This window comes from Rhodopirellula europaea 6C (genome assembly GCF_000338295.1).
Classification (GTDB): Bacteria; Planctomycetota; Planctomycetia; order Pirellulales; family Pirellulaceae; genus Rhodopirellula; species Rhodopirellula europaea.
This window is the reverse complement of the sequence record NZ_ANMO01000120.1, coordinates 169,894-186,709: the sequence shown is the minus strand read 5'-3', so window position 1 is coordinate 186,709 and position 16,816 is coordinate 169,894. Positions and strand designations below refer to the sequence as shown.

The window sequence follows — 16,816 nt, the reverse complement described above, 5'->3', positions numbered from 1 at the left end:
GGCGTTTTCTTGACCTTTTTTCCCGCCTCAAGTTTCGCCCAATACCCGCGAGGCGGTCGTGGGATGTCACATCGTTTACAAAACTTTGCGAATCCGACATCTGAGAGGTTGTACTTTGGAGCCAGCTTGGAACCGGCCATTGACCAGACTTCGTCGTACAGTTCCTGACGAGTAGCGGTCGTAGGGCGAAGACTCCGGATCCTCGAAACGCTCGACCTTGGAATGAGCGATCAGCACGATCACCATTCCGCGAGATCGAAGCGTCCCGAGCAGGTCCAGCACGTCACGCCACAAAGAGAGGGCGTGCATGTAACCGCGTGCGTATCCGCCGTCGACCTTTTCAATCGACTCAACGGCATACTGCTGACAGAGCTTGTCCCAGATAAGACGCTCGAGCCAATCAAGCGAATCAATCACGACAGATTCGTAATCATGCTTTTCATTAGCGAGCGTCTTCAACGCCGCAACGACATCATCAAACGTCGTCGCTAGCGGAAAGCGATCACAGTTGATCTCATCCAGCCCGTCTTCGGTTTGAATGAAGATCGGGTTGGGAGCTTCACTGCCGAAGGTCGACTTGCCGATGCCTTCAACCCCGTAGAGCAAGACACGGGGCGGCTTCGATTGCCGGCCGGATTGGATCGTTTCAAGTAGGTTGGTCATTGGTTCGATGATTCCTTGATTGAGTAAGTGGTTGGTTTAGAGAGACGCGATCGGTTCAATGTCGAAATTGCCGTCGCGATCGGATGTCACGAGGTAATGCTTCCAGTCGACCTGGACGACGAAACGTTGCTTGCTGCCGAGTTGTTTGCGGAGCGATCGGCACGCTCCAGTGAATTCCCGTCACGCTTCGTTGAAACGTTCGGCTGATCGCAGATAGCGACCGACAGCGAGTGAGAGTCCCACTCGCTTTTCAATGTCCAGTCCGTTCATGTGGCCTCGCTGGGTGGTTGGAACGAAGTCGTCAAATGCGACGCTCCCTCCTGGGTTACTTATGCAAAGCGAGTCGCTCGAATTGTGGAAAATGAACAGAAACTCAAAAATCGTTCTTCAGATGTCCGCCACGATGTCGAACAGGTCGTAGTCGTTGGCCGCAAAATGCCGAGCGATGTCCGCGACGGTCGCCTCGAAATGAGCGACCGTCAGTCCCGATTCCGACTGAGCCTTCGTCGGCCCGTCGGTCATCAATGCCCGCGCGACCGCTGCTTTGCTTTCGGGCAGCAACGCGATCAACGTGTCGATGTCATGAACGAACTCGAACTGTTCGATCGCACCGCGCGGGGATGTTCCGATGCGTCGGTGCAAATCGTATTTGGTCAGCGTTTCGGACAACGCGACCGGCGGTCCTTCGCTGCTGTCGATCATCTCGCCGAGCGAATCCATTTCGGCGTCCTCGGGCAGCGATCGACGCGCCGCGTTCGCTCGCCGAACGATCAGACTCAAGCCGCTTCGCAACGCGTGCTTCAAGAACGTCGCCAGCGTTCCGCGTTCGGGGTCGAAGCCGTCGAGTCGTTCGAGCACCCAGACCGCCAAGTCCTGCTCGATGTCACGCAAGTCCTGCTGCGGGTACAGCCCCGCTTTGTAGCCGCGCCAAGCTTTGACGCGGATTGACGCGTTGATCGCGTCCCAGTCCACGGCCGCCTGCTTGCCGCGATCCTTTTCCCCACCATCGTGATCCTTGAGGCCATTGCCATCCTGAGTCGTCAAACCGGTATCCTCCGGCTGTCGAACTGTCCCGAGCGCGCGACCGGGCGACAGAACCACGCCGCGAACACCAATCGTTCGCGGAAAAACGCGGGCCAGCCCGATCGGACTCGAGGTCGAATCCGTCAGCTGGAAACACGGCGGCTCAAAACGTGAGTCGTCGACTCATTGGGTGAGTCGTTTGGGAATTTTGTGATGAAACGACGATTTGGTACCCGTAGAATGGAACCGATCGAGAGCCCCAAGCATCTCAATGCGTGACATCCGTAGTGACATTTGGTGAAGGAAAATGCCGCAGGCAAACGAAACAATGAAACGTTTGCGATTGACCGTTTGCTTTCTCGCGGCGATTGGCCTAATTCTCGCGTTGCCTTCAGATGGACGTGCTGACCTTTACGCCGAGGGTGCGGCTTCACTGGAATGGAAGGTCGACGCAGCGGACGAGATTTACCTCGCCGAGATCGTTGAAGACGGTAAAAGCAGGTACGGCCTTCGGTTCGAGCCGCTCGAAACGCTGAAGGCTGGCCGCGAACTAAGTACGTTCCCTCATGAATCGGTCCACCACTGCATCCTCGGTCGCGCCCTTCGGTACCGACCGCGAGATGAAAAGTTGGGGACGAGATGGTTGCTTTTTGTTCGTGGAAACGGCGACCAAGCACGAGTGGCGGATGTAATTAATTTGACGCATCCAACCGCGTCTTGGGGTGGTGCTGCGATTTCTGGCTTTGGGAAAGGGAACGCTCGCGTTTTGCGTGACCCTCAGGTCATCATCGAGCGAGTCAAGGAGCGGATTCGATTGGCCAAGCCGTTGCCGGTGGATTGCATCCCGGATCTCACTGATCAACTGTATGCCAAAAGAACGCAGCACATCCCGCTTGCCGCTTGGTTTGGTGGGAAGTTGCTCGATACCAACATCATGCTTTGGGATGAAAAGAACGAGTTCGGCGAAGATCACGACACGGTGGTCACTCCGCTACTGGTGCCGCTTGATGTCCCCCTCGGATCGGCGTACAAGGAGCTCTCTCTTGAGACCCTACCCGACACTTACCACTTCAATTTCATGTTTGATGGGGCCACAGGCGATTTCGTGCGTCGAGGAAACCCGTTGGACAACAAGTCCGAATTGATCGGGACTTGGAGAAGCGAGTCCGATGACAGGATTCTGACGATCACGTTTTACCATCGACTAACGTGTCTCTATCGAATCGAGCTGAAACCGGGTGCGAGCGATCCAAGGTTGGAGAGCTTTGGCGGCGTGTGCTTTGGTGCAGGAAGATGGCACGTTCACCGTGGCTATCTGCGCCTTGGATCAATCTCGCAAATTGACTATCGCTTCGGAAAATACCCCGAATGGTCATTTGTTTACGAACCAAAGCTTCCTAGCAGTCGAGTTGTTGAAGTCAACAAAGATCGAATTCGGCTCGCCGATGGGAAGGTGTTTTCCCGAATGAACGAACCATTACGTGTCCATGATCACCCGCACATCCATCCGTTCTACATGATCTCGGAAGGCTGGGGGCTGCATCGTGTACGATCAAGGATTCACGCCACCATCGTTCTTGACGACGAGGTTGAACCCGTACCGCTCAGCGACCTCGTCCTGCTATGGAAGAAGCGTGGTAGTCCGCCAATCCAAGGGCCACCGCGACCAACGAAGCCTCGCACCGTGCGGACGAAGCTTGGCGATAACGGTTTTGAACCGAGAATTACCGTGCTACGAGCGGGGGATACGCTCGAGATCGAAGCTGCCGGATCGCGACCGGTTGTCGATCACAACATCAATGTGGAATGGTTTAGAAACGAGGTTCGAGGTTTTAGATCGCGATTAGATCTGCCATTGATCTATCAGAGAAAGGTGTCTCGCGATGAACCCGCGTTGATGCCCATCCAATGCAACATCCACGACGATGAACACGGCTACTTGGCCGTGACGGATCATGGCAACGTCGCTGTCACTGACGAAGACGGCTACGCGACACTCAGCCAATGGCCAATTGGCCGTCAGAAGTTGGTGGTTATTCATCCCGACTACGATTTCGGTGACGCCGAGATTTGGGCGAACGGGGAGAAGGTCGAGAATAGCAAGTCGGCAATTTGGCTCGACCTGACGAATGACAACATCGAATTGCGAATCGAGGGAGCTGAACATCGTGAATAGGTTGAGCGGTTGGTTCCTCGTTTTAATTTCTCTCATCTTCCTCAATGGTTGCCAGAGCCGGACGGACGAAGCGATCGTGCAGACCGAACCAACGATTGCCGCGGACGTGGAGCCTACCGCAATCGTCGCAGACGACTTACCACCTCGTATCACCAATCAATTCGGCATGACCTTTTGCTTGGTTCCGGTTGACCCCTCCAGATCTGACCACGATTCGTCTTATCCATCCAAATCGTTCTACTTGCAGCAGACTGAGATCCAGTACGAAGATCACCATCGGTTTCGGGATGCTGCCCTTGCTTCGGGGTTTGACGGAGGGATCGACTGGGGATTTAACAGTGGGCTCCCGTCATCGAGTTGGCAAATCGCCGATCAATACACCCACGCACTTTCTGAATTCGATTCCGATTACGACTACCGCCTGCCAAACGTCAAAGAATGGAGGTTCGCCTGCAAGGATGGCTATGACCAACAGTGCCCTGAGTTCGACAAGGACTGGGGACCAGCGACCACCGACGGTGTTTGCACAAACAAGTTTGGCATTTTCGGCCTTAACAACAACGACGCGGAATGCAGCGATCAGCCGGACTGTTACCTCGGGTACAAGGACCAACGACGCTACGCCGCCGCCGTTCCTCCTGACTGCCGATGCGACTGGTTAACGGAGGCCCATGACGAATCGATCAGCCTCGCAATGTCGGTGCGATTGATCATCATGATCCCTCGATCAACCGATAGATGATGCTTCCACCAACGAAGTCTCGTCGCTTTGCGTGGCTAATTGCGGTGGCATCGTGGGTTCCTCTTCTTGGTCTGCACTTCCTACTGGATCCACGGAGAACGCAAGCTTCGGGTCAAGACGACACGATCGTTGGCTGGCTCGCTCTGCTTCCGGTTGGATTTGTCTGCTCGGTGGTGTCCATGAAGATTACCAAACGTTTCGTTTTCGCTCGCATCGCTTGCGGTGTCTCGGTCGCTACGTACGCCTTTCTGATGGCTGTTGTCGCGTTCATGCACTGGCTCTTCAATCTATCGGGCATTCAGAACCCTGGACCCGGATAACGCTAATGACCAACCCCTACTCGCCGCCAACGACGAGCACGAAATCCGCGACAGAACCGGGGAGAACACCGAAAAGCATCGAACCGGGCTGGCCGCTTTACGTGTTCGCTACACTCGCGATCGGAGTTCTGGCCACCGGCGGAGTCTGGGTCTGGTTTGCATTAGAACGCATCTACAACACCGCAAAGCCAGCCGCCGAGATGGCCGCGTTTTCAGCATGCTTTACGATGGCTGTGACGTCGCTTGTGCTGGCAGTGGTTCTGCACCGAAAATCAATGCTCTCTTCGGGTTCCGGCATCCGTCGCGTCGTTCAATTTGCGTTGGTCTTGATCGCAACGTTGCCTTGCATCCTGGCAGCTTGGTCACTTGTGGAAATAACTCTTGAAGTCATCCTTTGAATCGAACGAGGCCCGACCACAGTTTAGTGTCAAACGTGACATCGGGTTTGCGATCTCTGTCCTTGGGTTTGGGCTGACGTTGTTGTTTGCGTTCTACTTTGTCGCCAGACCTGGCCCCGGCTCAGGCCTGAGGCTTGATGGTGTTGAACAATATGTCGAGGAGATTGGTCACGGGTTTCAAAGCATTGTTATCATCGCTTGCGCAACGGCCGTGATGGTCGTATTCGGCGGTATTGGCCTCGCACTCGGCAGCCGACTCGGAAAATCCCTATTCGTCGTCGGGATGGTGGCGGCGATGTTGCTGGCCATCGTCTTCTTGTACGCGATTTTTTCTCGCTGAAGTTGCTTGGCGTTTGCAAGCTTCATTCGGTTTGCGGTGAAACCCGCAAACGCGCGATTGCCGGCCACCGCGTTGTTGGCATGCATGATCCTGCCGTACGCGTGGGTCGTGCGACACGAAGAGCTCGATCGAATCCTGCCGGCGTTGATTTCGATGTTCCCAGGCATGCCGACGTTCTACCCAGCAGCCATCGTCGGCGGATGGTTCGGGCAACCGTTTCATGACTCAGGATGGATCGCGATGTTGCTGACCACGGCCGAGCTGGCCGTCGGCATCTGGCTGATCCGCCTCGGCCCGAAACGCACGATCGCGTTCTCGCTGCTCGCAATGCTGACAGCCGCCATCGGATCGCTGGCGTTCTATCAGCTCTGCATCTTCTGAGATGCAGGAAGTGATATTCAACGCGTCATTCGTCATCTTGTTTGGGAACGAAACTTTCCAGGAACTCATTGTCTGGGATGAGTTGAGTGCGAATCAGAAAGACTTGACCGATGCGATGATTGCTCCTTTCGGAATCATCGACCGATCGATTTGAGAACAGTGTTGGCGAAAACACGAGTAAAGATTCTGATGTTCGCAGATAGCTTTCAACTGCAATCGAATTAGAAATGACGGTTGGTACCTCGATCGTCACTCGGTCTTCTGACGTTGGGTCAGGTCGGTAGGGCAGGCTTGCACGCTTGACATCGTCGATGCTCGATTTTGAGAAGACCATTTGCAGATGGACCCGGTCGTCTCCGGCTACCTCTGGTTTGAAAAAGAATCTCCAGCCGTCCTCGAAAACAGAGATTTTCGGCTGGAATGCCGTTGCCTTCTCGCCAGTGATCTCGACCACATCTGTCACGAACGGACGCTGAACAACATCGGTGATCAATGCGGATTGACCATTGAACATGGTCACCTTTGGAGCTTGCATAATGTTTGACCGATTGTCACGTTGCACTTGGTGAATGAATCTCGTGGTTTGCAAATGTCCAATTTTGGCGGCCCGAATCGGAACGGACACGGATTGTTCAATGGAAAACGGCTCCGAGTCTGCCGCCATTGCATCTGACGAGGCGAGCGAGAGCCTTGCATCGTCCCAAGCGTCAAGTCCTGCCGAAACCGGCGATCGTGCGACCCGCGCGAACCGTGTGTCCGACGCTGATGTCGACCAATCGAATTGGTCAAGAAGTCGAACATCTGTATCAATGACCCGAAGTTCAACAGCAATTTGCCACGGGCCGAAATCTTCAAACGCCGATAGCCTTTGCCTCAAGCTCTGCTCCTGACGCTTCGTCACTTCAACGGTGAGGACACCCTTCTCGATCTTGCTCGCGCCCCGTTCCGCAACAGCGAACGGGTAAGAGGTGAAGTACATTGAGGCAAACTTTTCCCCATCAATTCCTGGCTGCAGCTCGCGTGCTTTGGAAAGGACATCGCTCACGTCGATTGAAACACTGTGCGTGGGCTCAGCTTCGTCGACGCTCGCTGAAAACAACTCGACCGAGCGTGCCGGCTTCGCATTTGTTGCCCTTTGTTGCTTCCACTCCGCCACTGCAACCTCGAAGTTTGGAACGGGTTGAGGCGGTTCCGCGTCTTGCGTGATAGGCCGAGCATCCGTCAATCCACAAACGCCAACCATACCGACCACGATCAAGGCCATCAGGCCGCGTAACCATCCACGTCTTTTGACCGGCATACCCAACGACTCGATTCGTTGCTGCAACCCCTTCGGTGCAGCCATCGCCAACAATCCGATCGTCGGCCGCGGACGCTTTGACGGTTGTCCCGCAGCAAATCTGAGCAGAAGCTTGCCATATTCACGTACCTGCATCTCATCCAAGTGACGAGTGGCAAGTTCATCAGCGGCTCGCTCCATGTTTTGCTTCAACTTTGAAACAGCGACCCATGACAAAGGATTGAACCACTGACACGATCGGGCCAACGTCGCTATCGAAAGAAGCAAGCCATCGCGTCCCTTGACGTGAGCGACCTCATGACGCAGCACCCAGTCAAGCTGGTCAGCCGTCAGTTCTTCTTGCCATCGCTGGGGCAGGCAGATGACGGGTCGAAGCAAACCAAACATTGCCGGTGCATGAAGCGCTGGCACTTCCTTAACTTGCGGTCTTCGACCAACTTGAAGGTCGTCACAGATGCGAAGCAACCGATCAACCGTAGCTTGGTCCGTGATCGACGGAGAAGCCGATAGTTTGCGAGCAAAGCGTAAATGGGCAAGGAGACCGCGCAACAGCATGAAAATGGTAACGGCGGGAATGCCGAAGGCGACGGCATACGCTAGTACCTCAAGAGCGGGTTCGATCTTGTCGATAAACGACTCAGCACTATCGACCTGATTGAACTGCGGGAGGGCGGCAGACGCTGCTTTAGCCGCAATCTCGGCCTCCGCGATTTCCGCAACGATCGCGTCCGCTGCCGCCTGTTCTTCTGGGGTTGCGCCCGGTGGCAAGAGTGCGGCCGTCACGGATTCCCCCTCTTCGTTTTCATACGTGAAAGTATCAAAATCGCTCGATTCAGTTTGTGGTTCTTCCTCGCCCGAAACCAGAGAGATTGCGGGCTTATCAGCGACCGAACTGATCGCGACACTGGATTCGATCGAGAACGGCAACAACAATCTCGCGACCACGATCAGCCAAAGCCAACACAGGTATCGAGCTGGCACTCGTTTGCGAAGCACGATCGCCAGAACGGCAACAATGGCAAACACGGGCAACGCTCGCCAACTGGCCAGCATCGCGAAATAATTGCACTGAGCGCATTGCTCACCAATTTGGTCAATCATTCCTTTGATCCCTTGTTCTTCGAGTTCTTGGTTTTGGCTCCGGATTTGGAGTCGAGTAGTTCGCGAAGCTGATCCAGATCGTCTTCGCTCAACTTCGAAGTCTTCACGAGGTGCAGCAGTGCCGGCGCGGCATCGCCACCGAAGACAACGTCTAAGAACGAGCGACTTGCTTTACGAACACAGGCACTGCGACGCACCGCGACGGTGTAGCGGTATTTCTTGCCGATCTGTTCGGTCGTCAATGCACCCTTCTTCACCAATCGGTGAAGCATGGTTTTGACCGTCGCGTCGGACCAACCGTTGTCAGCTCCGAGGGCCGCGATGACGTCGCTTGCTTCCGTTGGACCCGAATCCCAAATGAGATTCATGACGATCCATTCCGCGTCTGAAAGCTGCATGAGTTTCTCCTTTCCCGATGACAGATGTAAACAGTTTACGCCCGTAATCGGAAACGGCACAAGATCAGTTCGCAACGCATCATTTCTAGTCAGGATTCCCAACCCGCATCTTCATCGGGTTGGTAGCACATCCAACTGCGTTTGAACGCCTTGAGAAGATGGTTGGCTAGCTCCGGGTGTTGTGGGGCGATCTTCTTGTTGATGTCGCGTTGCATTTGTTGGCGGACGTTGCGGCGGGACTTGCCGGCGTCGGTGGTGATTCGCGATTGACCATCCCTGCCTTTGGACTTGGTCAGCTCGTCGGCGATCTTTTGGAATTCGGTTTGAAGTTGCTCGAGGCGGCCGGGGTCGTTGAAACGTTCGGCTTCGGCGATGTCTTCGCGAAGTTCGATCAGTTCAGCTTCGTAGTCACGCTTCGTTTCGTCGTCGAGTCGTTCCCCGGTGCCGCTGTTGGATGAGCGGGCGGTGATGCCGGTGCGCGCTTGTTCGAGTTCGACTGGGTCGAGCGTCTTGTGCGGACGCGACAGGAACTCGGCGAGGTACCAAAGTCCAATCGAATCGGGCAATGAGATGCGTTTGCCGTTGAACTGGATCTCGCGGGTTTGTCCGACCACGCGGAAGTAGTTGACTTGGGAATCTTCGCCTAGGCCCAGACGGAAACGTAGCGAGCTGATCTCTGCGGTGTCGAACGTGATGCCGTTGGACGTGGCGACGAACAACTCGTCTGCGGCGGTGATGATGACTTGGAAGCGGTCGGCGATCGCGTCGATGTCACAGTTGCATCCGCGCAGCGTTGGCACCATCAACACGATGGTTTGTTTGCCAGACAGTTCGGTAGCAGCGGCCAGCAACGATGCATCGTCAATGCGGACGCTGAAGTGAAGCGTCTTGGCACCGAGCCGTGCGGGCAGTTGCCCAATACGTCGCACCGAATCGTTTTGCATTGCGGCATCGAATCGCGTTCGTCCGCCGATCAGATTCATCAGGTGCGTGAACAATGCGTTGACGTCGAGTCGGTAGACCACCAAATCATTGCGATCAACCTCGAACGTTTCGCCGCGAAGTCGATCGACTGCGACCAACGTGCCGTCGTCATGCTCAACCACTTCGCAAGTCGACGCACCGATACTGGCGAACGTCCATGTTGCCAGCGTCGACGTCGCGCGGAGGAACGGGTGGCACGGCTCCCAATGGTCAGCTAACTCGCCTTGCCACAACTGGCGTGGCGCTCGCAGACTTGGGACTCGACAGATGGCTTGCCAGAGTCGCAAGCGTTGCGGTTGCGTTGGGGGCATGGTTTCGCACTCGGATGCCGTGGTGAATCATCCATTGATGAATCGCGTCGACGCCCACGGGACGCGTGTGGCGGATGATATTGCCGGAATAGATCAGGGTTACTTATGCAAACGGCGCGAGAAAAATTGTGGATAATAGAAACTCAGGTCAAAAAAGTTTCGGAGACCAAAGCTAACAGTGGACGCGTTTGAGCAAATCTGGGAATCGTCGCGGACCAACGATTACTCGTGGGGATACCCAGCCGTCGTGTGGGCTGGCGTTGGCGTGCTCGTCCTGTTGTCGCTGATCCGGCACGATGTGCTTCGCCGGATTTTAAAACTCGTCGCGATCGGTGGCTTGGCGATGACAGCGACGCAGTGGTCGTCATCGGAGATCGAAGAGAAGTGGCGGATCCGAGCCGAGTGGGCAGACACGCATCCGGCCGAGATGACCGAGCAAGGCTACGAAGCTCTGACCGTTGACGGAGCCAACCGAGCTCTCGGCCCACTGATCTACGGCGTCCAAGCCGGCCTGATTTTCGTCGGCGTCGCAGCAGTCCTGTTCGTCCTCCGACTCGCCGTCCGCAAACGGCCCGTCAAACCACCCGCGGAGACCGCGCTAGAACTCGAAGCCAAAGTCACACCGGATCTCCCCACGTCGGACAATCCGTATCACCCGCCGGCGAATTCGGCGTAAATTTGGGCTGACTCATGAGCGACTGAGAGGTGATGGGAACTGGCTAAATCGGCCGTTTTCGTAATCCGTTGAGTTTGGCTTGACGGTCAAATTGAGACGATTTCGACCGTGGGGTTATTTCGTTCCGCGGCCGTTGCTCGCAAGCTTTTCGAGGAGCTTGAAGGGTAGGTAGAGCCGCATGGGGTAGCCGGGGAGCTCGGCGAAATCGTAGCGCCCATAGAAAGCTTTGGAGGATTCGTCGACGCAGTCGAGGATGACGGCGATGAACGCGAAAGTCTTCGAGGCTTCGTGACAATCTCGCAGCGCCGTTGCAAGCAGCCGTGAGCCAATGCCTCTTCCTTGAACACTGCTGTCGACGCCGAGCCACGCCAGCACGGCGACGGGCAATTGTCGTTGTGGGAGTGACTTGGCTACCTCAGTTGGTAAGTCAGAAAAATCGACCTGCGACGACGCCAATGTGTAGTAGCCGATGATTTGGCCATCCTCGTCGAGCAATACTTTCGTCGAACTGAGGTGCTTCTTTTGGCTTTGCAACGCGGATCGCTTGAGCCAGCCGTCGACTTGTTCTTGGCCGGATTGAAACGCCCTTCGGTTGTGCGATTTGGTCAACAGCTCGATTCGCCATCCGTCGGGATAGCGGACACCGCTCACGCTTCGCCTCGCATCATCGCTCCCAAAGCTCTTTGCGACTTGGTCAGCTTGGGTGGTTTGGCGAGCGCAGTCCAAAACTGCAGTTGCTCATCAGCCGTCATGGCGATCGTTTGAGATTTAGCAGCGGCGACTTCTCGTTCGGCTTGTCCAACAACGACGCTGCGGACGTAGTCACTAACGCTTACCCGCCTCATCTCCGCGGCGGCACTCAACAACGCCTTGGACTCTTCATCGAGTCGGACCATCAATGAACTATTCTTTTGCATGACGTGTTGAACTCTTGCGTTAGCGGTGGAATTTCATCCACCCAATTGTACTGCACAACGATATACAGGGCAATGTTTTGTGAGTGCTCCGGATTCTTTGGAAATTGGCGATATCCCAAGGAACGATTCTGGCGAGGCGTCTCACCATTCGACGGCTATTTATGCCTGTCAGTCACGGACACGTAGACTGGAATACAGTTCTTGCGATCCCCAGATCGATTTGTGCCGGGATCTTGCATTGAAAAGAGACTGGATCGTTGGCGACGTTTTCTCGGATGAAGGTCAATCCAGTGAAACGCTCGATCGCCCCCAACTTTCGCGATTGATTGCCGCGGTGGAGGCAGGCCAAATTCGTCGCTTGATCGTATACAGCATGGATCGGTTGTCACGGCGGCTTGTGACTTTGCGAAGATACTCGCACTGTTTGAACGGCACGCCGTTGAATTGGTTGTGGTGAACGACCCGCACTATAGCGATACCGCGGCCGACCGATTGATGACCAACATCGTCGCCGCCGCCAGCGAGTTTCAGCAGGATCTGACTCGGGAGCGGATGGCTGACATGCGGGCGGCGTACAAACGTCGCGGCAAACGTGTCGCCGGGCGGGTTCCGTTTGGCTATCGCATCGAACCAGCAATGAAACAGCTGGTATTGGATCCCGCTCAATCAATTGTGGTTCGTGAAAGCGGGCGAAATCAGAGAGTCTCTAAAACCGGGAAATTCAAATAAGCCAGAGGTCACAGAGACAAGAGAGTGCCGAGAGTTTCGGTCGCGGTGTCGTCCGCCGAGGCCGTCAACCGAAAACGGAGACACTCTAACTCGAGAGCCAAAGAGACTTGCAGCTGTCCGGCAAATTCGTTTGAGAAGGCAAAAAACGCCGTCTAAAACGAAAAAAGGCCGGCGTCGATCATGATGATCAACGCCGGCCAATCTCTGTACTCGGCGGTCGCACTGAACAGGCGAACACCAAAAAGTTGCGGGAGCCGGATTCGAACCGACGACCTCGAGGTTATGAGGCAACCTCGAAAACACTGCAAAAACCACCCAAAACCGTTGCTTTTTGCAATGTACTTACCCTTTTGTGCCTCGGCAACCCTTGTCGTCCTTTGTCGGGGTTTATCATGGTTTTGCGTGTCTTGCATTTGCAAAGGGGTAAGCGAGTCGAGTCGCTCGCGGATTCCCTTATCGTCGCGCCCAGCTCACAGTCAGCGACCGGTTGTTGGTATCGGTCACTGGCAAACAGTATGATTTACTGCAATAGGCACCGTTCCGCTACTCTCAGAGGTCTAATCCATGGTTGAACTTGCTAGGCCATCTGTATCGTCTGGTCGACGGAAAAAGACCTCACCCCGATACGAGCGTCCAGTGCCGATTCGGCTGGAAGACGCGAATTCCAATCAAGAACTCGCCAATGGGGTGGCCAGCGAACTCTGGTCGCGTCTAATCTTTTCACGGCTGGCTGACGAGTCTGGGCACAACGGTATCGAGCACATTGTCAGCGCCGCCTCCGCCAGCCACGCCCAAATAGTTTCCTGGCATCGGGAATTGCGAGAGTTTGTCGAAGCCGTCTGTCTAGCTGCGATCGAAATTCGCGGCGACAAGCAAGAGGACCAGGCATTTCAAACGCAGCTGCGCGACGAAATCGTCGAACGAGTGAGCAAAGGGAATCTGTTCTCGATGCCGCCACGATCATTCGTCGATTACAAGTTTGCCGACCTTGACCCAGCGATCGCCATGGACAAGGCGGAACGTCAACTTGAACAACACTGTCTTGATTTCGCAAATGAATTCTTCGCCTTACTGGGCCGGATGCAACAGCATCACCTTGTTGGCGGCATTGAAAGTGGCGATGACACGTGCCGATTCACGTTCTTTCGTCGCGTAGCAATCATAGAAGAAACCGCACGGCAAAGATCACAGCGCAACATCGGTGACAAGATCGAAACCTACGATCATTTCTCGACAAACATCCAGCACCGCAATGCAATGCACGTCCACCATGTTCGTGGGCCCATGCTTAGCGAACTCGGCGACAACGTACACCCGCTTCCCGAAAAGTATCAGCGATTTGTTAGCAGTCTTCCCGACTGGCTAAGTCCGTCTATTCGCGTGCTGGAAGGTGAGCTATTTCGCGAGGAATGCGTGGAGTGGGACACGATGGTGGAGATTCGTCCGCAGGAAGAAACGGTGTCGATTCGCTGGCAGCGCGATCCGGCAATCGTGTTCGGCGATTTCGTGTTGGCTGGATGGGGCGAAGATGTGATCGTCGGAGAGGAAAGCCGCGCACGAGACGGCGACATTGAACGGTCTAAAGCAATCGCTTCTTCGGTTGCAAAAAGATTTCATGCCGGCTCAATGGCACTTGCAGTGCTTTCGATTGCAATGATTGGCTCTGTAGCCTGGTCTCCCGCATTGTTGACGTTGGTTGCGATCGCACTGGGACTGAGCGCGATGTACCTCGCTTCGCTCGCAGCCAAGAACGAGTATTTTGCCAGCGGACTTTTGACGACTCAGCGAGTTCTCATGCACAGCACGCTGATCGGGGGAATTGTATTCGCAACTCAAGCCATCGTTTTTGCAGCCGTACGCTGGTCGATACCGGCTCTAATTGTTGCCGCTTTCTGCGCGGTTGTCGTTTGGCTTGCGTTTTCGATGAAGAGTAGTGACAAGGAGCTTGGCGGAAACCGTGTCGACTGATTTGGGCTCAATTCGAGATGGTGAAACTGCACCAGAATTTTCCGCCGAGCAACGAGCAAAAGCCGCTAAGAGAGCATGGCTTTGGTCCAATATGTTCGTTCTCTCATTGTTTGCGTTGATCTTTTTCGGTGGCCTGCTCCTTTCGCTCTACTTGCATCAACCGAAGCCACCGCCCAAGCCACTCCCGACACCTCCCATTGTCCTCCCGCCGATCGATGACGAGCTGGGACCGGTTCCCACGGCCGAAATTCAGCGCGCTGTGCTAAGCCTGGCCAAGGTCTCGGTCTCGCTCGAAGCCGCAACGCTGGAAACGAAAATCCCTGAGTTGAAGGCTTCGTTTGACGCTCTTCGCGACTTACGATCCTCGACACTGAAGGATGAATCAGGCCGGAGAATTGCTGCGAATGAACAGCACCTTGCGCAGTTTTATGTCCTGCAATTACTGGACAAGGGAGTAACGCCCGAGGAACTCCAATCGGTGCTCCGTCAGGCTGTCGCCGACAACCGCACAGAGAGCGATCAAATGGTTGTCAATTCTATAATTATCGAATTGGCGAATGCATGCGAGCAGGCACACCATTGGACCGTCGAATACGTCAAGCGTCGTCAAACGCTGGATGAACTGATCCGACGATCCATATCAAACGCTCCGGCCTCGATCACTCTTGCAGAGGCCCTCCAATCCCGCTCACAAAGTCTCGTCGAAAAAAAGAATCGGCAAATTCAGGAGGCGTTGAACGCTGAGAGTCAGCGTTTGAGCGAAGATCGCACATTGGTGGAAGACGAGTTGAAAAATCAGGACAAGGCGGTCGCCCGTCTAAGGCAGCAGATTCGCAGCCTGGAAAGTGGTGGGCAACCGACGAATTCACCCGCCCAGTCAGATGCTCCACATCAGGCATCGCTCGAAGAGTATCAGCGAGATCTCCCAAAAATTCGCTCGCTTCTTCAGCCCTTCATTACGCCTGGCTACATGCAGCCCAAGTCCGCTGATGAATTCGCCTACGCAATCAACAAGACACCAATGTCACATTCAGCCTTAACGCGGTCTGGTGCCCTCGCCGCGGAGCCGCAAGGATTGATAACCCTGTTTTTCATCGGAGGGTCGAAGTCGGCAACGCAGAACAATGATCGACCGCTTGGAGGTTTCCCAAGGATGAACGCAATTACCGAATTGAGTAACTCTGAAGATATTTCCGCCCGCGTCTCCGAAGCCCAGCTTCTGCTTCAGATTCATGGACAAAGATTGGTAGATAATGGATTACTTGCCCCTTAGGAATCGCACATGACCAGAATCTCACCAGCTCAACGCTCCCTGAAAGAACGCGGCAATCACCGAATTGCGAACATAGCCATGGTTTTGGTTATGGCAGCATTCGTTGGTAGTGCGATTTGGCTATTCGGTGGCTCGACGCGCAGCAACGAGGTTGATGACAACAAGAAGACGACTGATTATGAATCGGCCACCACATCCAATAGGTCAGCCGAAACAGCTACATCGCACATCGCAAAACTCGTCCCGCAACTCAATTCGATAAAGCGCACAATTCAGAATCGGCGGTTTGCATTTGTTCCTGATATCGATGCGCAATTTGACCAGGCTGCAAGCGAGCTAGCCGAATTAGAGCCTAAGCTCGCAGTTGATTCACACTTCGCGCCAACTTTTTCTGATCTTTTGCACGATCTCAACCTGCAAGCTGAGGAACTTGCGTCACCGGAGATTCCTAAAGTCGTGTCCAGCCAAGCAGAGTCCTTTCGACGAATTTCCGATGAGGCCACCAAGTTAACGAGTTTTGAGTCAACTACGATCGCACTTGCCGTGAAATCCGCACTTGACGAAAAACGTCAAATATCCGAGCGAATGATGCGTCCCGTTAAGCTCGCGTTGCGACAGCGGCAGGACGAAGTAACCATGCTCCGAAAACGCATCGCAACACTTCAGAGTGAGCAGGAACAGATAAGGCAAAAGGAGGAACGTGCCGCTGCATTGAAGCCGCACATGAATGATGTTCAGCGCTACCTGACACCATTCACGACACCTGGTTATGTGCAACCTGCCGGCAACTCCATTTCGCACAACATCGAGCGAACAGTCGATGCAAAACCTGTCTCGCTTGACGCGCTACGAAAGCTTGGTGCATTGGAACGGACCATGGAAGGCTTAAAGTGTTTGCTTGTTTTTGGTGGTGGCAGAGGCCCCGTTCATGCGAACAGGCGACCCCTTGGTTCATTCCCTGCATACAAAAACTGGAACGCGCTGGCGACGCCGGACGTTCTCAATACGGTCAAGCGTGCCCAATCGCTCATTCGCGACCATGGCGAAGCACTTGTCGAAGCCAAGTTGCTCAGCCCATAGCCGAAACCACATGCGGCTCAATATCACTCTTCACGT

Annotated in this window: 17 protein-coding genes and 1 pseudogene; 11 read left to right on the top strand and 7 right to left on the bottom strand. The window is 54.7% G+C overall.

Going from position 1 to position 16,816, the window contains the following annotated elements:
* Positions 1-75 precede the first annotated feature (75 nt).
* Positions 76-663, bottom strand: a complete 588-nt coding sequence (locus tag RE6C_RS13575) for an ATP-binding protein (RefSeq protein ID WP_008657365.1) — start codon at positions 661-663, stop codon at positions 76-78.
* A 387-nt stretch (positions 664-1,050) separates the two neighbouring features.
* The gene (locus tag RE6C_RS13565) at positions 1,051-1,707 is read right to left on the bottom strand and encodes a hypothetical protein (RefSeq protein ID WP_144054755.1); all 657 of its coding nucleotides are present in this window, start codon (positions 1,705-1,707) and stop codon (positions 1,051-1,053) included.
* A 307-nt stretch (positions 1,708-2,014) separates the two neighbouring features.
* On the opposite strand from RE6C_RS13565, the gene RE6C_RS13560 reads away from it, so the two are divergent.
* The 6 genes from RE6C_RS13560 to RE6C_RS13535 all read left to right on the top strand — a co-directional run bounded on the left by RE6C_RS13560 (position 2,015) and on the right by RE6C_RS13535 (position 6,043).
* Positions 2,015-3,862 (top strand): cupredoxin domain-containing protein, encoded by a 1,848-nt coding sequence (locus RE6C_RS13560; RefSeq protein WP_144054754.1) that lies wholly within the window; start codon positions 2,015-2,017, stop codon positions 3,860-3,862.
* 76 nt (positions 3,863-3,938) lie between these two features.
* The gene (locus RE6C_RS13555) at positions 3,939-4,604 is read left to right on the top strand and encodes a hypothetical protein (protein ID WP_008657357.1); all 666 of its coding nucleotides are present in this window, start codon (positions 3,939-3,941) and stop codon (positions 4,602-4,604) included.
* Positions 4,601-4,924 (top strand): hypothetical protein, encoded by a 324-nt coding sequence (locus tag RE6C_RS13550; RefSeq protein ID WP_039961980.1) that lies wholly within the window; start codon positions 4,601-4,603, stop codon positions 4,922-4,924. The genes RE6C_RS13555 and RE6C_RS13550 overlap by 4 nt, the downstream gene beginning before the upstream one ends.
* A gap of 5 nt (positions 4,925-4,929) precedes the next feature.
* On the top strand, positions 4,930-5,322 hold the full coding sequence (locus RE6C_RS13545; protein WP_008657353.1) for a hypothetical protein: 393 nt from the start codon (positions 4,930-4,932) through the stop codon (positions 5,320-5,322).
* Positions 5,323-5,401: 79 nt separating this feature from the next.
* A complete protein-coding gene (locus RE6C_RS13540) occupies positions 5,402-5,662 on the top strand; it encodes a hypothetical protein (protein ID WP_236618192.1) in 261 nt (86 codons plus the stop codon).
* Between the two features lie 36 nt (positions 5,663-5,698).
* The gene (locus RE6C_RS13535; protein WP_144054752.1) at positions 5,699-6,043 is read left to right on the top strand and encodes a hypothetical protein; all 345 of its coding nucleotides are present in this window, start codon (positions 5,699-5,701) and stop codon (positions 6,041-6,043) included.
* Between the two features lie 25 nt (positions 6,044-6,068).
* On the opposite strand, the gene RE6C_RS13530 is transcribed toward RE6C_RS13535, so the two are convergent.
* The 3 genes from RE6C_RS13530 to RE6C_RS13520 all read right to left on the bottom strand — a co-directional run bounded on the left by RE6C_RS13530 (position 6,069) and on the right by RE6C_RS13520 (position 10,137).
* The gene (locus tag RE6C_RS13530) at positions 6,069-8,444 is read right to left on the bottom strand and encodes a M56 family metallopeptidase (protein ID WP_008657349.1); all 2,376 of its coding nucleotides are present in this window, start codon (positions 8,442-8,444) and stop codon (positions 6,069-6,071) included.
* Positions 8,441-8,842 (bottom strand): BlaI/MecI/CopY family transcriptional regulator, encoded by a 402-nt coding sequence (locus RE6C_RS13525; protein WP_008657347.1) that lies wholly within the window; start codon positions 8,840-8,842, stop codon positions 8,441-8,443. The genes RE6C_RS13530 and RE6C_RS13525 overlap by 4 nt, the downstream gene beginning before the upstream one ends.
* 89 nt (positions 8,843-8,931) lie before the next feature.
* Positions 8,932-10,137 carry a hypothetical protein gene (locus RE6C_RS13520; protein WP_039961978.1) on the bottom strand — a complete coding sequence of 402 codons (1,206 nt, stop codon included), beginning with the start codon at positions 10,135-10,137 and terminating at the stop codon, positions 8,932-8,934.
* Between the two features lie 178 nt (positions 10,138-10,315).
* On the opposite strand from RE6C_RS13520, the gene RE6C_RS13515 reads away from it, so the two are divergent.
* Positions 10,316-10,813 (top strand): hypothetical protein, encoded by a 498-nt coding sequence (locus RE6C_RS13515; protein WP_008657344.1) that lies wholly within the window; start codon positions 10,316-10,318, stop codon positions 10,811-10,813.
* A 114-nt stretch (positions 10,814-10,927) separates the two neighbouring features.
* Here RE6C_RS13515 and RE6C_RS13510 read toward each other — a convergent pair whose 3' ends face one another.
* Both RE6C_RS13510 and RE6C_RS13505 read right to left on the bottom strand, forming a co-directional pair.
* Positions 10,928-11,464: a GNAT family N-acetyltransferase gene (locus RE6C_RS13510; protein ID WP_008657343.1), complete on the bottom strand. Its 537-nt coding sequence runs from the start codon at positions 11,462-11,464 to the stop codon at positions 10,928-10,930.
* Positions 11,461-11,730 carry a type II toxin -antitoxin system TacA 1-like antitoxin gene (locus RE6C_RS13505; protein WP_008657342.1) on the bottom strand — a complete coding sequence of 90 codons (270 nt, stop codon included), beginning with the start codon at positions 11,728-11,730 and terminating at the stop codon, positions 11,461-11,463. The genes RE6C_RS13510 and RE6C_RS13505 overlap by 4 nt, the downstream gene beginning before the upstream one ends.
* 25 nt (positions 11,731-11,755) lie before the next feature.
* On the opposite strand from RE6C_RS13505, the pseudogene RE6C_RS33510 reads away from it, so the two are divergent.
* From RE6C_RS33510 to RE6C_RS13475, 4 genes and pseudogenes are all read left to right on the top strand, one after another.
* Positions 11,756-12,459 (top strand): annotated as a pseudogene (locus RE6C_RS33510) (recombinase family protein).
* A 687-nt stretch (positions 12,460-13,146) separates the two neighbouring features.
* Positions 13,147-14,427: an MFS transporter gene (locus RE6C_RS13485; RefSeq protein ID WP_236618191.1), complete on the top strand. Its 1,281-nt coding sequence runs from the start codon at positions 13,147-13,149 to the stop codon at positions 14,425-14,427.
* Positions 14,405-15,700: a hypothetical protein gene (locus RE6C_RS13480; RefSeq protein WP_236618190.1), complete on the top strand. Its 1,296-nt coding sequence runs from the start codon at positions 14,405-14,407 to the stop codon at positions 15,698-15,700. The genes RE6C_RS13485 and RE6C_RS13480 overlap by 23 nt, the downstream gene beginning before the upstream one ends.
* 9 nt (positions 15,701-15,709) lie before the next feature.
* Positions 15,710-16,780, top strand: a complete 1,071-nt coding sequence (locus RE6C_RS13475; RefSeq protein ID WP_008657331.1) for a hypothetical protein — start codon at positions 15,710-15,712, stop codon at positions 16,778-16,780.
* Positions 16,781-16,816: the final 36 nt, after the last annotated feature.

What these genes read in the sequence shown, in the direction of transcription:
- RE6C_RS13575 (WP_008657365.1), bottom strand. Translation starts at nt 663, where the DNA reads ATGACCAACCTACTTGAAACGATCCAATCCGGCCGGCAATCGAAGCCG.
- RE6C_RS13560 (WP_144054754.1), top strand. Translation starts at nt 2,015, where the DNA reads ATGAAACGTTTGCGATTGACCGTTTGCTTTCTCGCGGCGATTGGCCTA.
- RE6C_RS13550 (WP_039961980.1), top strand. Translation starts at nt 4,601, where the DNA reads ATGATGCTTCCACCAACGAAGTCTCGTCGCTTTGCGTGGCTAATTGCG.
- RE6C_RS13545 (WP_008657353.1), top strand. Translation starts at nt 4,930, where the DNA reads ATGACCAACCCCTACTCGCCGCCAACGACGAGCACGAAATCCGCGACA.
- RE6C_RS13530 (WP_008657349.1), bottom strand. Translation starts at nt 8,444, where the DNA reads ATGATTGACCAAATTGGTGAGCAATGCGCTCAGTGCAATTATTTCGCG.
- RE6C_RS13525 (WP_008657347.1), bottom strand. Translation starts at nt 8,842, where the DNA reads ATGCAGCTTTCAGACGCGGAATGGATCGTCATGAATCTCATTTGGGAT.
- RE6C_RS13520 (WP_039961978.1), bottom strand. Translation starts at nt 10,137, where the DNA reads ATGCCCCCAACGCAACCGCAACGCTTGCGACTCTGGCAAGCCATCTGT.
- RE6C_RS13505 (WP_008657342.1), bottom strand. Translation starts at nt 11,730, where the DNA reads ATGCAAAAGAATAGTTCATTGATGGTCCGACTCGATGAAGAGTCCAAG.
- RE6C_RS13475 (WP_008657331.1), top strand. Translation starts at nt 15,710, where the DNA reads ATGACCAGAATCTCACCAGCTCAACGCTCCCTGAAAGAACGCGGCAAT.